Genomic DNA, 14,668 nt, shown 5'->3' with positions numbered 1-14,668 from the left:
GCTGTCGAGCGCCAGCTGCTACGGGGGGAGTGCGGTCAGCGGATATCGCTTAGCACCGTCTGCCGCCCACCGTTGAGTTGTCGCAAGTGCGCCTGCAGGTGCAGGCACCAGATCTGCGGGTCGTCAGCCAGCTCGTACCCGTGCAGGGTCAGGCTTTCAACAATCGAATCGAGGATGGTTTGTGCCACGAAAGGTCCGTGGAACGGGCCTTGGGACTTGATGGTGGAGGGTTGTTCGCCGGTCATTCCGGCGGCAAACAACAAGGTCCACATCCCGGTATCCCCCGCGAGAGGGCGAATGGAACATTCGATACGGGTGACCAGGCCCAGGCACTGGCGGGTGAGGCAGAGGTTGCGCGACATGGCGGCGACCCTCGGTAGATCCGGTATTCAGCCTCGCAGCGCAAGACTGTTTCTATCCAGCGACTCCTGTGGCTATCCCTTGAGCTGAGAATAGAAGAAACCCGGTACAAACCAAGGCTGGGGGACCAACGGATGACTGCCGTCACGACGGCGTCAAAAATATGCCGAAGGGACCTGGAACCAGGCCCCTTCGGCATTGATTACACCGGCTTGGTCTCAGCCAGTGCTTCCTGCGCCAACTCCTTCTCGGCTTCCTTCAGGTCATCTTCACTGATCATCTCGGCGATCGCCCTCAGACGCTCCACCACCCGCGCATTGACGCTGCCTTCGGGGAATTGCCCCTCTTCGTCGGGCGAACCCGCAGGCTCACCCACCAGCAGGCTCAAGGCCTCGTCGGCCTGACGCACGGCATAGACGTGGAATTGCCCCTGCCGCACGGCCTGCAACACCTTCTCATCGAGCATCAGTGTCGCGACGTTGGCCTGGGGAATGATCGCCCCCTGCTCGCCGGTCAGCCCGCGGGCCTCGCAAAGACGGAAGAAACCTTCGATCTTCTCGTTGACCCCGCCGACCGCCTGCACCTCACCAAACTGGTTGATCGAGCCGGTGATGGCAAAGCACTGCTTGAGCGGCGTCTTCGACAGGGCCGAGATCAAGGTGCAGGCTTCGCCCAGGGACGCGCTGTCGCCGTCGACATAGCCGTAGGACTGCTCAAGGGCGATACTCGCCGAGATCGCCAACGGGAATTCCTGGGCATAACGGCTGCCCAGGTAACCGGTGAGGATCATCACGCCCTTGGAGTGAATCGGCTGGCCGAGGTTAACTTCACGCTCGATATCGACGATGCCGCTGCCGCCCGGGTACACCGTGGCAGAAATCCGCGCCGGCACACCGAACGCGGAGTCACCCACCTCCAGCACCGTCAGCCCGTTGCACTTGCCCACCGCCGCGCCGGCGGTGTCGATCAGGATCACCCCGGCGAGCATGTCGTCGAGAATCCGCGCCGACACCCGCCCGGTGCGCGTGGCCTTGGCCTTGAGTGCGCGCTCGATGTGCCCGGAGTCGGTGCGCTCATCACCGGCCAGGTGACGAATGAAGTCCGCTTCGCTGACCAGCTGGAACAAATCACCGATACGCGCCGACAAGCGGCCCTGGTTCTCCGCCAACCGCGCGCTGTAGGTCGCCAGCCGCGCCACCGCATCGGAGGTCAACGGCGCCATGCCTTCTTCCGAGGTGCGGGTTTTCAGCAACTGGGCGAACTGCTCCAGGCTTTCATCCACCATCGGGATGTCTTCGTCAAAATCCACCAGTACCCGGAACATCTCCTGGAAGTCCGGATCCGCGTCCTGCAACGCGTAGTACAACTGGCGGGAGCCGATGATGACCACCTTGAGCTGCAACGGGATCACTTGCGGGTTGAGGGTCACCGTGGCCAGGCGGCCCAGTTCGCCCAGCGGTGATTCCATCTTCAGCTTGCGCGATTGCAAGGCACGCTTGAGGGCGTCCCATACAAACGGCTCGCTGAGCATCTTCTCGGCTTCAAGGATCAGGAAACCACCGTTGGCACGATGCAGCGCACCCGGGCGCAATTGGCGATAGGTGGTGTAGAGCGCGCCCTGGTCGGTGCTGTATTCAATACGACCGAACAGGTTGTCGTAGGTCGGATGCGGCTCGAAGACCACCGGCGCGCCACCGTTGATCGGATGCCCCACCACCAGGCTCGGGCAGTACTGTTCTTCCAGCAACTTGCGGGCCTGGGCGTCGGTTTTCGCATCGTCCACCAGTTGCTCGACCACGGTTTTCAGCAGGTAGACCTGCATCGCCTGCAAGTAGCCGCAGACGGCCGCGTTCTCCGCATATTTTTCGGACAACGGCGCCAGCAGTGGCTGCAAGGCCAGCGTGATGGTTTCTTCGTTGAACTGGCGCATCTGGTTATTGGACTCGCGCTTCCACTGGGGCAGGCTGGCGAGTTCTTCGTTGAGGCGTTCTTCCAGTTCGGAAATATCGGTGTGGAAACGCTCGCGGTCGGCTTCGGGCAACTGCGAGAACTCGGCCTCGTCCAGGGCCTTGCCGTCGAGCATCGGGGTAAACGCTATGTTGGTGCTGTCACGGTACAGCGCCACGTCTTTTTCCAGGGCAAGGCGCTCGATGACGTCCAGGGCACGGTCGTAACGCTGGTTGAAGGCACGGTCGATGGCGCTTTTGCGCTGTTGATACGTCGGGTGTTCAAACACCGCCGGGAAGGTCGCGACCAGGTTGTCGATCAGGCCGTTGATATCGGAGATGAACGCGGCAGCACCGCCCGCAGGCAGTTCCAGCGCGCGGGGTTCGCGAGGCTCATCGAAATTATTGACGTAGACCCAGTCGGCCGGGGTCTGCAGGCGCTTGCCTTCGGCCTTGAGGTAGCGTTTGACGAACGAAAAGCGCCCGGTACCGGGCTCGCCCATCACAAATACGTTGTAACCGGGGCGTGGCATGGCCACACCAAACTGCAAGGCTTCGACCGCACGTTCCTGGCCAAGCACACCGCGAAAGGGCTCCAAATCATTGGTGGTCGAGAAGCTGAACTGTTCAGCGGAAAAAGGACGGGTCAGCGCTTCGGGCGCTAGACGCAAGCTGGCAGCAACAGGATCAGGCATCGGGCTTCCTTACATCAGGCGGGGCAGATGACGGCATTCTGGCGCCGGGTTGGGCCGGCTGGCAAGGACGGCTTGGGGAAAGCATAGCCCCGTGTTCGGGGCTGTAAAAAAACCGAGTGTTTCCGGCTTGTTTCATAAAAAGTCACGGAACCCTTGGATCATGCCTAAACTCCAACCTGCTGCGGGTTGGACTAATAACCGACCCCTAGGGTGCTGTCAGGCACCTGAACCCTTGTCCATTGGTTTGCACACAAAGAGAACAAAGCTATGAAACGGATCCTTCTCGGTACTCTCTTCACCGTCGTCTCCCTCAATGCAATGGCAGAAGCGCCAGGTGGCCCGAACTGCGGTTGGGGCAACATGTTGTTCGAAGGCCAACGCGGCACTCCGGCTCACTTCCTGGCCTCCACCACCAACGGTACCTCGGGTAACGCCACGTTCGGCATGACCTCGGGCACCAACGGCTGCAGCACCAACAGCGCACTGACCTACGGTGGCAAATCGTGGATTGCCATGAATGGCATGATGAACGAGCTGTCCGAAGACATGGCCAAGGGTAACGGCGAAGCGCTGACTACCTACGCTGTAGTACTGGGCGTTGCTCCTGAAGACCGCGAGCACTTTGCCGCTGTGACTCACGAGCACTTCCAGCAAATCTTCAGCAAGGCTGACGTAACCGCTGATGACGTGCACAACAACACCCTGGCTGTACTGAAAAGCGACACCCGTCTGGCGAAATACGCTACCCAGGCTTAAGCTCGACCCGCCCGTGCCTTTCGAGGCACGGGTTTTTATTATTTTTGGACCTGCCTCCCCTTTGGGTCTTTTTATCTCGACTTAAGTTGCCCACATGCTCAAACGCCTTGCCTACCTGGCACTCTTCGCCTGCGCCCCGCTGTATGCGGCGCCGCACCTTGATGATCAACGTTTGCAGCAACTGGCCAACGACCCGTTCTGGCTTTCGCTGGGGCACTACGAATCCGGTAAGTTCAAAGGCTGGCGCAGCTATGTCAGCGACAAGAAATTCTTCCTCGCTCCCGATGGCGCCCACCATCCGGACCAGGAGCTGAAGGCCACTGTCGAGGCGCTGTATGCCCCGGCCAGCCTCGGCGAAAAGCACGCCCAATGCGTTTACCCGGCACGTACACGCTGGCTCAAGGACCAGTTGCACCTGAGCGACTTGCCGGCGCTGGACTGCAAGGAGTTCAAGCAATGGTTCAAGGACGTCGCCCCCCACAGCGCGGTGATGATCTTCCCGGCGGCCTACCTCAACAGCCCATCATCAATGTTCGGCCATACCCTGCTGCGCATCGACCAGGCTGACGTGCAGAGCAACAACACCGCCCTGCTCAGCTACGCGATCAACTTTGGCGCCTATATCGAAGGCTCGGACAACAGCATCCTCTACGCCTGGAAGGGCCTGATGGGCGGCTACCCGGGCCTGTTCGCGCTGGTGCCCTACCAGGAAAAACTCTCGGAATACCGTAGCCTGGAGAACCGCGACCTGTGGGAATACCGCCTGAACCTGACCCAGGTCGAGACCGAGCGCATGGTCGAGCACGTGTGGGAACTCAAGCAGATCCAATTCGACTATTTCTTCTTCGACGAAAACTGCTCCTATCGCCTGCTGGAACTGCTGCAAGTGGCCCGCCCAAGCCTGCGGTTAACCGAACAATTCCCGCTGACCGCGATCCCTACCGACACGGTAAAAGCCGTGAAAAAAGCCGGCCTGGTGGAGAAAATCGATTACCGCCCTTCCCGTGAACGGGAGCTGCTGGAACGCGCCAAGCCGCTGGACAGCGACGAGCAGCAATGGGTGCTGAAGATCAGCGACGACCAGAAACAACTGCAGGACCCGGCGTTCAAGGCCATCGCCAAAGACCGCCAGGCCCTGATCATCGACGCCGCCTACCGCCTTGGCCGCTACCGCGCCAACGGCCTGGAGCGCGACACCGAACGCTCCCAGCGCAGCTTCGAACTGCTGCGGGCGATCAACCAGAACCCGGCGCCGGACCTGAAGATCGAACGCCCCGGCCTGCCCGAAGACGGCCACGAATCCCGCACCTGGCAAGCCGGCATCGGCACCCGGGGCGACAAGGCTTTCGGCGAATACGGCCTGCGCATGGCCTACCACGACCTGAACGACAACGCCGAAGGCTTCCCCTTGGGCGCGCAGATTGAAATCCTGCAAATGAAACTGCGCCAGTACGAAGGCAACCACTGGCAATTGCAGCAACTGGATCTGGCAACCATCCGCTCACTGACCCCACGCAACGAGCTGCTGCAGCCGTGGTCGTGGCAAGTCACCGGCGGCCTGGAGCGCGTACCGGGCAAGCATGACGACGAGACACTCGTCAGCCACGTCAACGGTGGCGCGGGCGGCACCTGGCAACTGCGCGACGACATGCTTGGCTTCGCCCTCGGCACCGTGCGCGTGGAGCACAACAGCGACTTCGGTGAAGCCATCTCCCCGGCTGCCGGGTTCAATACAGGTGTGTTGTGGCGCAACCCGCTGGGCAACCTGAGCCTGGAAGCCAAGGGTGACTTCTTCACCAATGGCGAGGTGCGGCGCAGTATCAGCCTGAATCAACAGTGGGAATTGTCGCGCAACCTGGGGCTGAGACTGAGTGCGCAGCGGGAATACAGCCACCTCGCGACACCGGTGAACGAAGTGATGCTGGAAGTAAAGTGGTATCACTATTAATCCCTGAGCCGTAGATCGTTCCCACGCTCCGCGTGGGAATGCATCCTGTGACGCTCTGCGTCACGACCTTTAAAAGCGGACGCAGAGCGTCCAGGGCGGCATTCCCACGCAGAGCGTGGGAACGATCTCTAATTAGTCCATAAGGAGCTTGCTCCCGCGGGGCTGCGCAGCAGCCCCAAAACCAGACACCTCACCCTCTCTGGAATATCTCAATACCCTGAACAGGGGCCGCTTCGCGCCCCAGCGGGAGCAAGCTCCCTCGCCACAGGGGGCGCGTGATCGCCCGAAGCCGCAGCGTCACACGGTTTTCTCACATCCGTTTCACATACCCCGAACGAATCCACTCCTACACTTCCCCCATCAGCCGTTCAACGGCCAGGGAGCAAGCGATGTGGCGGTACGCTGGAGTGCTGGGCCTGTTGGCCCTGCTGTCGGGTTGCCAATCAACCCATGAGGATTTGCTGGCCAAGGGTTATCCACCCGCCTTCGCCGATGGCTATGACGACGGTTGCAGCAGCGGCCGCCAGGCTGCCGGGGTGATCACCGGGGAATTTCGCAAGAACGTCCCGCGCTACCTGAAAGACCGCACCTACGCCGAAGGCTGGGATGATGGCTTTCGCCAATGCAAGGCCATGCGCGAGAACGAAGACCTGAACGACTACAAGAATCGCCACTGGGACGACCGCGAACGCGCCTGGCAACAGGAAAAAGACCGCGACGCTGCCAGGGCCTTTCGCTCGCAATAGGTCGCTTCCAGACATCCAGCGAAACTTAACCCCTGCGACCATGGCCCAAACTCCATAGCAGGAGAACGTCATGAGTCGAGCTTTCGTCAACGAAGACAGCGCCGCTGCCCAGGCCAGCCAACCGGTGGAACGCCAGGTCAGCGCGCAACCCAATCACCTCACTGCCCGCGGACTTGCACAATTGCAGGCCAGGGTCGCGCAGTTGCAGCATGAGCACAGCGAAGAATCCGCCAAGGGCGAGCAGGCCGATAAACAGCGCCAGGCCGACCTTGAGCGGGATTTGCGTTACTTCAACCAGCGCCTGCAAAGCGCACAGGTGGTGGCGCCGGCAACCTCCACCGACAAGGTGCAAATCGGCAGTTGGGTGACCTTTGCCAACGAACAGGACGAAGAGCAGCGCATTCAGTTAGTGGGCGAAGACCAGGCCGACGCCACGGTGGGCCTGATCAACTGGGGTTCGCCACTGGGCCGCGCTCTGCTGGGTGCACAGGTGGGCGACGAGGTGCTGTGGAAGCGCCCCGTCGGTGATCAGTTGATCGAAATCCTGCGCATCGAACCCGAGGGTTAAACGATGCCCTGGGCCAGCATTGCATCCGCAACCTTCACGAAGCCTGCAATGTTGGCGCCCTTCACGTAGTTGACCCGGCCGTTCTCTTCGCCGTAGTGCACGCACGCATGGTGAATCGACTGCATGATGTTGTGCAGCTTGCTGTCCACTTCACCGGCGGTCCACAGCAGGCGCATGGCGTTCTGCGACATCTCCAGCCCGCTCACCGCCACCCCGCCGGCATTGGACGCCTTGCCTGGCGCGAACAGGATGCCGGCCTCGATAAAGATATCCACCGCCTCCAGGGTGGTCGGCATGTTGGCGCCTTCGGCCACGCAGACGCAGCCATTGCGCAACAGGGTGCGCGCCGCTTCGGCGTCCAGTTCATTCTGGGTGGCGCAGGGCAACGCGATGTCGCAGGCCAGTTCCCATGGTGCTTTGCCGGCGCGGAATTCCAGGCCGAAACGCGATGCCAGCTCGCTGATGCGCCCGCGCTGTACGTTTTTCAGTTCAAGCAGTGCCGACCATTGTTCTTCGGTCAAACCGCTTTCGCAGTACAGAGTGCCTTCGGAGTCGGACAAGGAAATCACCTTGCCGCCCAGGTCCATGACCTTGCGCGCCGCGTACTGGGCGACGTTGCCGGAGCCGGAGATGGCCACGCGCTTGCCTTCGACCCGCGCGCCGTTGCGCTTGAGCATTTCTTCAGCGAAGTACACGCAGCCAAAACCGGTGGCTTCCGGGCGAATCAGGCTGCCGCCGTAGCTCATGCCCTTGCCGGTCAGCACCGAGGTGAACTGGTTGCTCAGGCGCTTGTACTGGCCGAACAGGAAGCCGATCTCCCGGGCGCCCACGCCAATATCACCGGCGGGCACGTCCACGTCCGAGCCGATATGGCGATACAGCTCGCTCATGAACGCCTGGCAGAAACGCATCACCTCGGCGTCGCTCTTGCCCTTGGGATCGAAGTCCGAGCCGCCCTTGCCGCCGCCCATGGGCAGCGAGGTCAGGGAGTTCTTGAAGGTTTGTTCGAAGGCGAGAAATTTCAGCACGCCCAGGTTCACCGACGGGTGGAAGCGCAGGCCACCTTTATAAGGGCCGATGGCGCTGTTCATCTGGATCCTGAACCCGCGGTTGACCCGTACTTTGCCCTGGTCATCTTCCCACGACACCCGGAACACAATCGCACGCTCCGGCTCGCAGATGCGCTCCAGGATGCCCGAGTTCAGGTAGTGGGGATTGGCTTCAAGAAACGGCCACAAACTGCGCAGGACTTCTTCCACGGCCTGGTGGAATTCCGGCTGGTCGGGGTCGCGTTTCTTGAGGCGGGCAAGGAAGGATTCAACGGATTCGATCATGAAAAGTCTCGGCAAATTTATTGTCGTTAAAGGAGATTTGTCCCGGACTTTATCAATTCATGTCGCACCGCGACAGGGCAAAATGTCGCTTTTGTGAATTTAAATGGTGCATTAGATATAAATACAGGCGTTTTTTGCACCTTAATGAGGATTTCAATCCAGGCCTTGCACCAACAGCTAATCCGCTATCGCAGGCAAGCCAGCTCCTACATTTGATCCAGTGCATCCATGACAATGCGGTCAACTGTGGGAGCTGGCTTGCCTGCGATGCAGACGACGCGGTCCACCTGAAAACACGCAAAAAAAAGCGGAACCCGAAGGCTCCGCTTGTTCAAACCACCAACCCGGATCAGGCCAGTTTCTTGTGCCGTACACGATGCGGCTGGGCAGCAGCTTCGCCGAGGCGTTTCTTGCGATCGGCTTCGTATTCGGTGTAGTTGCCTTCGAAGAACACCGCCTGGGAGTCGTCTTCGTACGCCAGGATGTGAGTGGCCACGCGGTCAAGGAACCACCGATCGTGAGAGATCACAATGGCGGCGCCCGGGAAGTCCAGCAGGGCTTCTTCCAGGGAACGCAGGGTTTCAACGTCGAGATCGTTTGACGGTTCGTCGAGCAGCAATACGTTGCCGCCTTCTTTCAGGGTCAGGGCCAGGTGCAAGCGACCGCGCTCACCACCGGACAGGTCCTTGACGAACTTCTGCTGGTCGCCGCCCTTGAAGTTGAAGCGACCCACGTAGGTGCGCGACGGGATTTCGTAGTTGCCGATACGGATCTGGTCGGAACCGTCGGAAATCTGCTGGAACACCGTCTTGCTGCCGTCGAGGTCGTCGCGGCTCTGGTCAACGCAAGCCAGCTGCACGGTTTCGCCGACTTCGATGGTGCCCGAGTCCGGTTGTTCCTTGCCCATCAGCATGCGGAACAGTGTGGATTTACCCGCACCGTTACCGCCGATCACGCCAACGATGGCGCCTTTTGGCATGGAGAACGACAGGTTGTCGATCAACACGCGGTCGCCGTAGCCCTTGCAGACGTTCTTGAACTCGATGACCTTGTCACCCAGGCGCGGACCGGCCGGGATGTAGATTTCGTTGGTCTCGGAACGCTTCTGGAATTCCTGGGACTGCATCTCTTCGAAACGCGCCAGACGGGCCTTGGATTTCGACTGACGCGCCTTGGCGCCTTTACGCACCCATTCCAGCTCGTCCTTCATGGCCTTTTCATGGGCCGACTGTTGCTTGGATTCGGCGGCCAGACGGTCGGACTTGGCTTCCAGCCAACCGGAGTAGTTGCCCTCGTAAGGGATACCGGCGCCACGGTCGAGCTCGAGGATCCAGCCAGCAACGTTGTCCAGGAAGTACCGGTCGTGCGTGATCGCAACCACGGTGCCCGGGAAGTCGTGCAGGAAATGCTCCAGCCAGGCGACAGAATCGGCGTCCAGGTGGTTGGTCGGTTCGTCGAGCAGCAGCATGTCGGGGGCCGACAGCAGCAGGCGGCACAGGGCCACACGACGCTTTTCACCACCGGACAGGTGTTCAACCTTGGCGTCCCACGCCGGCAGGCGCAGCGCGTCGGCGGCGACTTCCAGCTGGCGGTCCAGGTTGTGACCGTCGGCCGCTTGCAGGATGGCTTCGAGCTTGGCCTGTTCTGCCGCCAGTTTGTCGAAGTCGGCGTCTTCTTCAGCGTAGGCCGCGTAGACCTCGTCCAGGCGGGCCTGGGCGTTCTTGATCACGCTGACCGCTTCCTCGACCACTTCACGCACGGTCTTGGTCGGGTCCAGGATAGGTTCCTGTGGCAGGTAGCCGATGTTCAGGTCGGGCATCGGGCGGGCTTCGCCGTCGAACTCGGTGTCGACGCCGGCCATGATTTTCAACAGGGTGGATTTACCCGAACCGTTGAGGCCGAGCACGCCGATCTTGGCGCCCGGGAAGAAGGACAGAGAAATGTTTTTCAGGATTTCCCGCTTCGGCGGAACAACTTTTCCCAGCCGATGCATGGTGAAGACGTATTGAGCCATGGTGAACCTAGCGTCAGTGACTGATGAATTAAGCGGGCGAAACCCGTGCCAGGCCATGCGCCGCGCGGGCCGTTGATGTCTATCAATGCCTGCGTGCGGTAGATGCCTGATTGTCTGGGGCTGGAACGCCCTCGCATAACCGGCAAAGCTACCTGAATGCGGGTGGGCAGTCCAGCCAGGCGGGGCTGGCACTTTGCCACAACACAAGGCATGCTAGCCGCCCTCCGGGCGTCCGGCTTATAGTGCACGTCGCGCGCCAGTCCAGCCAAACCGCAGGATCACAGTTTGTCCAACGTAACGCCGCCAACTCCCCTGCGCGCCGCTCATATAGCGCCGGGAGCGCCCCTGCACGGAACCCTGAAGGGCGCATTGGCGACGCTGGTCCTGTTGCTGCTCGCGTTATTGTTCTGGCAACTGCTGGACCAGTTGCAGCAAAACCAGAAAAACCAGCAGCAATACACCATCGACTACAGCGCCGACCTGGCCGAACAGATCAGCCTGAACATGGCCCTCAGTGCGCAGATTGCGCTGAACCTGCTGCCGATCGTCGAACCGCCGCGGGACGCCGAACAGCAACAAATCCTGATGCGCACCTTGCAACGCTCCTTGCCGGAGTTGCGCAGCGTCGCCCTGCTCGCCCCCAGCGGCGCGATGATCAGTGACAGCGCCAGCGACAGCCAGGACAGCGCCTGGCTCGAAGAACTGGTCAAGCGCAGCCACGCCCAGTCCTATTACCTGAGCAACAACAACGACGGCACCGTCATCTACCTGCTGCTGCACCAGCCCAGCGGCGGCACCAAGATGTACTGGGCCTTGCGCCTGGCCCCCAATTACCTGGCCAACCTGACCCGCCAGGACGGCCAGGGCCAGCGCCCGATGTGGGTCATCGAAAACCGCCTCAACCACCGGGTGGTCAGCCGTGACAGCGGGATGCCGGCCCAATGGGCCACCGCGTTGACCCCGGACGAGTTGAACAAAAGTGTACTGGTCACGCCCCTGAGCAAGAGCGACTGGCAACTGCGCGGCCTGTTCGACCGCGCCGCCGTGCTGGAGCAACTGCTGCCGGCCTTTATCGGCAAATGCCTGTTGGGCCTGGCCTTCTCGCTGATCCCGGTGATCGTGCTGCTGAACATGCGCCGCCGCCAGCGCCAGGTGCACGAGGGCCGCCGGCGCTACCAGGATATTTTCGAAGGCACCGGCGTGGCGCTGTGCGTGCTCGACCTGTCGGGCCTGCGCGCGTTCTTCGATAGAGCCCGACTGCAAACCCGCGAGCAGTTGCAACAGTTGCTGCAAGACAACCCGGAACAGCGCCAGCAACTGCTCAAGGAACTGCGCATCACCGAGGTCAACCAGGTGGCAGTGCGCTTGCTGAATGTTGCCTCTTGCGAGCAGGCCTGGGAACGCCTGATCGACGCCTGCCCGTCGAGCCCGACCGCCATCGGCAACCAGGTGATCGACGCGGTGCTGACCCAGCAGAAGCAGCTTGAACTGGAAATCCAGCTCAGCGATATCGAAGGCAACGACCAATACCTGTGGCTGGTGATGCGCCTGCCGGAACAGCAGGACGACTTCAAGGCCGTGATCCTGAGCATCAGCGACATCACCAGCCGCAAGCTGATCGAGTTGTCACTGGTGGAGCGCGAGAGTTTCTGGTCGGACGTGGTGCGCACCGTGCCCGATCACCTGTATGTGCAGGACGTGATCAGCCAGCGGATGATTTTCAGCAACCACCACCTGGGCCACACCCTGGGCTACAACAAGCCCGAGCTGCAGCAGATGGGCGAGTACTTCTGGGAGATCCTGCTGCACCCCGAAGACGCCGAGCGCTACCACGACCTGCGCCTGCAACAGCGCCAGGCCGGCTACCTGAGCCAGTTGCAGTGCCAGTTGCGCTTTCGCCACCGCAACAACCAATGGCGGCGCTTCGACATCCGCGAACAGGCCCTGGCCCGTGACAAGACTGACCAGGTGACGCGCATCATCGGCGTGGCCAAGGACATCACCGACCAGATCGAAGCCAGTGAATCCCTGCGTGACAGCGAACAGCGCTACCGCATGCTGGCGGAAAGCATCAGCGACGTAATCTTCTCCACCGACAGCAAGCTGGCCCTCAACTACGTCAGCCCTTCGGTGAACGCGGTGCTGGGCTATGACGTCGACTGGATCTTCGAAAACGGCTGGCAATCGACCATCGCCAACCCGCAGCAACTGACCGGTATCTACTCCCTGGTGGAGCAAGTCAGCCGCGCCCTGGACCAACCCGAATCCCTCGCGGCCTTGCGCAACGACGTGCAGACCCAACTGTTCCTGTTCGACTGCCTGCGGGCCGACGGGCGCAAGATCCCCATCGAACTGCGCCTGGTGCTGGTGTGGGACGAACATGGCGCGTTCGAGGGCATCCTTGGCGTGGGTCGCGATATCAGCCAGCAGCGCCGTGCGGAAAAAGACCTGCGCATGGCGGCCACGGTATTCGAACACTCCACCTCGGCGATCCTGATCACCGACCCGGCCGGCTACATCGTGCAGGCCAACGAGGCGTTCAGCCGGGTCAGCGGTTATGCGGTGGCGGACGTGCTCGACCAGTTGCCGAACATGCTCACCGTCGACGAACAGCAGGAAGCCCACCTGCGCTACGTGCTCAAGCAATTGCACCAGCACAGCACCTGGGAAGGCGAAGTGTGGCTCAAGCGCCGCAACGGCGAGCATTACCCGGCCTGGGTCGGAATTACTGCCGTGTTCGATGACGAAGGCGACCTGGCCAGCTACGTGTGTTTCTTCAGTGACATCAGCGAACGCAAGGCCAGCGAGCAGCGCATCCACCGCCTGGCCTACTACGACGCCCTGACCCACCTGCCCAACCGCACGCTGTTCCAGGACCGCCTGCACACCGCGCTGCAATCGGCGGAACGGCAGAAGTCGTGGGTGGTGCTGATGTTCCTCGACCTCGACCGCTTCAAGCCGATCAACGACTCCCTGGGCCACGCCGCCGGCGACCGCATGCTCAAGGAAATGGCCACCCGCCTGCTGGGCTGCGTTGCCGAAGACGACACCGTGGCGCGCATGGGTGGCGACGAGTTCACCTTGCTGCTGCAACCGCGGGTCAACCGTGAGATGGCGCTGAACCGGGCGATTCACGTGGCCGAGCAGATTCTGGCCAGCCTGGTGAAGCCGTTCGTGCTGGAGGGCCGCGAGTTCTTCGTCACCGCCAGTATCGGCATCGCCCTGAGCCCGCAGGACGGCAACGAACTCAGCCAGTTGATGAAAAACGCCGACACGGCGATGTACCACGCCAAGGAGCGCGGCAAGAACAACTTCCAGTTCTACCAGGCCGACATGAACGCCAGCGCACTGGAACGCCTGGAGCTGGAAAGCGACCTGCGCCACGCCCTGGAACAGAACGAATTCGTGCTGTATTACCAGCCGCAGTTCAGCGGCGACGGCAAACGTTTGACCGGCGCCGAAGCCCTGCTGCGCTGGCGCCATCCGCGTCGCGGGCTGGTGCCGCCGGGGGACTTCATCCCGGTGTTGGAGGAGTTGGGGCTGGTGGTGGACGTGGGTGACTGGGTGATCAGCGAAGCCTGCCGCCAACTCAAGACCTGGCACCAGAACAAGGTGCGGGTACCCAAGGTCTCGGTCAACATTTCGGCCCGGCAGTTCTCCGACGGACAACTGGGCGAGCGCATCGCCACCATCCTCAAGGACACCGGCCTGCCGCCGGCGTGCCTGGAGCTGGAGCTGACCGAAAGTATCCTGATGCGCGAGGTCAACGAAGCGATGCAGATCCTCGCCAGCCTGAAAAACCTCGGCCTGAGCATCGCGGTAGATGACTTCGGCACCGGTTATTCATCGCTGAACTACCTCAAGCAGTTCCCCATCGACGTGCTGAAGATCGACCGCACCTTTGTCGACGGCCTGCCGTCGGGCGAGCAGGATGCGCAGATTGCCCGGGCGATTATCGCCATGGCCCACAGCCTGAACCTGGCGGTGATCGCCGAGGGTGTGGAAACCCATGAGCAGCTGGACTTCCTGCGGGAGCACGGTTGCGATGAGGTGCAGGGCTACCTGTTCGGGCGACCGATGCCGGCGAACCGGTTTGAGGCGCAGTTCAGCAATGATGCGCTGTTTATGTTCGATTGAAATCCTCAGGTGATGCGGATGGCCTCTTCGCGAGCAAGCCCGCTCCCACATTCGACCGTATTCCACCTGAAGGAACCCGATTGAATGTGGGAGCGGGCTTGCTCGCGAAGGGGCCCGAACAAACACCACCTATCCCCAGATGAGCCCCGCTTGTCCGCGACATG

At 61.4% G+C, this 14,668-nt stretch carries 9 protein-coding genes; 5 read left to right on the top strand and 4 right to left on the bottom strand.

The features are described 5' to 3' along the window. Positions 1-35: 35 nt before the first annotated feature. Both HX786_RS23405 and HX786_RS23400 read right to left on the bottom strand, forming a co-directional pair. A complete protein-coding gene (locus HX786_RS23405) occupies positions 36-362 on the bottom strand; it encodes a hypothetical protein (RefSeq protein WP_003215849.1) in 327 nt (108 codons plus the stop codon). A gap of 200 nt (positions 363-562) precedes the next feature. Beyond that, on the bottom strand, positions 563-3,001 hold the full coding sequence (locus tag HX786_RS23400; RefSeq protein ID WP_177054421.1) for a Lon protease family protein: 2,439 nt from the start codon (positions 2,999-3,001) through the stop codon (positions 563-565). 267 nt (positions 3,002-3,268) lie between these two features. Here HX786_RS23400 and HX786_RS23395 point away from each other — a divergent pair, with 267 nt between their 5' ends. The 4 genes from HX786_RS23395 to HX786_RS23380 all read left to right on the top strand — a co-directional run bounded on the left by HX786_RS23395 (position 3,269) and on the right by HX786_RS23380 (position 7,019). Beyond that, a complete protein-coding gene (locus HX786_RS23395; RefSeq protein ID WP_003215845.1) occupies positions 3,269-3,757 on the top strand; it encodes a DUF3015 domain-containing protein in 489 nt (162 codons plus the stop codon). A gap of 94 nt (positions 3,758-3,851) precedes the next feature. Continuing rightward, positions 3,852-5,705, top strand: a complete 1,854-nt coding sequence (locus HX786_RS23390) for a DUF4105 domain-containing protein (RefSeq protein ID WP_178912654.1) — start codon at positions 3,852-3,854, stop codon at positions 5,703-5,705. Between the two features lie 389 nt (positions 5,706-6,094). Continuing rightward, complete coding sequence (locus HX786_RS23385; protein WP_102369931.1) at positions 6,095-6,451, top strand: hypothetical protein; 357 nt, start codon at positions 6,095-6,097, stop codon at positions 6,449-6,451. A 70-nt stretch (positions 6,452-6,521) separates the two neighbouring features. Beyond that, positions 6,522-7,019, top strand: coding sequence for a GreA/GreB family elongation factor (locus tag HX786_RS23380; protein ID WP_177021861.1), 498 nt, complete (start codon positions 6,522-6,524; stop codon positions 7,017-7,019). Here the strand turns inward: HX786_RS23380 and gdhA are convergent. Both gdhA and ettA read right to left on the bottom strand, forming a co-directional pair. Then, positions 7,016-8,353: an NADP-specific glutamate dehydrogenase gene (gene gdhA / locus HX786_RS23375; RefSeq protein ID WP_178912653.1), complete on the bottom strand. Its 1,338-nt coding sequence runs from the start codon at positions 8,351-8,353 to the stop codon at positions 7,016-7,018. The genes HX786_RS23380 and gdhA overlap by 4 nt on opposite strands. Before the next feature lie 349 nt (positions 8,354-8,702). After that, entirely contained in the window at positions 8,703-10,367 is a 1,665-nt protein-coding gene (ettA, locus tag HX786_RS23370; protein ID WP_003215833.1) for an energy-dependent translational throttle protein EttA, read from the bottom strand. Between the two features lie 285 nt (positions 10,368-10,652). Between ettA and HX786_RS23365 the strand changes: the two genes are divergently transcribed. Continuing rightward, positions 10,653-14,504 carry a bifunctional diguanylate cyclase/phosphodiesterase gene (locus HX786_RS23365; protein ID WP_023659180.1) on the top strand — a complete coding sequence of 1,284 codons (3,852 nt, stop codon included), beginning with the start codon at positions 10,653-10,655 and terminating at the stop codon, positions 14,502-14,504. Positions 14,505-14,668: the final 164 nt, after the last annotated feature.

The sequence above is a fragment of the Pseudomonas sp. 21615526 genome, from assembly GCF_013386245.1.
Classification (GTDB): domain Bacteria; phylum Pseudomonadota; class Gammaproteobacteria; order Pseudomonadales; family Pseudomonadaceae; genus Aquipseudomonas.
The sequence above is the reverse complement of the archived record's forward strand: the minus strand, read 5'-3'. Positions and strand labels throughout refer to the sequence as shown.

Coding starts and splice junctions, on each gene's coding strand:
- HX786_RS23380 (WP_177021861.1), top strand. CDS start 6,522: ATGAGTCGAGCTTTCGTCAACGAAGACAGCGCCGCTGCCCAGGCCAGC.
- ettA (WP_003215833.1), bottom strand. CDS start 10,367: ATGGCTCAATACGTCTTCACCATGCATCGGCTGGGAAAAGTTGTTCCG.
- HX786_RS23395 (WP_003215845.1), top strand. CDS start 3,269: ATGAAACGGATCCTTCTCGGTACTCTCTTCACCGTCGTCTCCCTCAAT.
- HX786_RS23400 (WP_177054421.1), bottom strand. CDS start 3,001: ATGCCTGATCCTGTTGCTGCCAGCTTGCGTCTAGCGCCCGAAGCGCTG.
- HX786_RS23385 (WP_102369931.1), top strand. CDS start 6,095: ATGTGGCGGTACGCTGGAGTGCTGGGCCTGTTGGCCCTGCTGTCGGGT.
- gdhA (WP_178912653.1), bottom strand. CDS start 8,353: ATGATCGAATCCGTTGAATCCTTCCTTGCCCGCCTCAAGAAACGCGAC.
- HX786_RS23405 (WP_003215849.1), bottom strand. CDS start 362: ATGTCGCGCAACCTCTGCCTCACCCGCCAGTGCCTGGGCCTGGTCACC.
- HX786_RS23390 (WP_178912654.1), top strand. CDS start 3,852: ATGCTCAAACGCCTTGCCTACCTGGCACTCTTCGCCTGCGCCCCGCTG.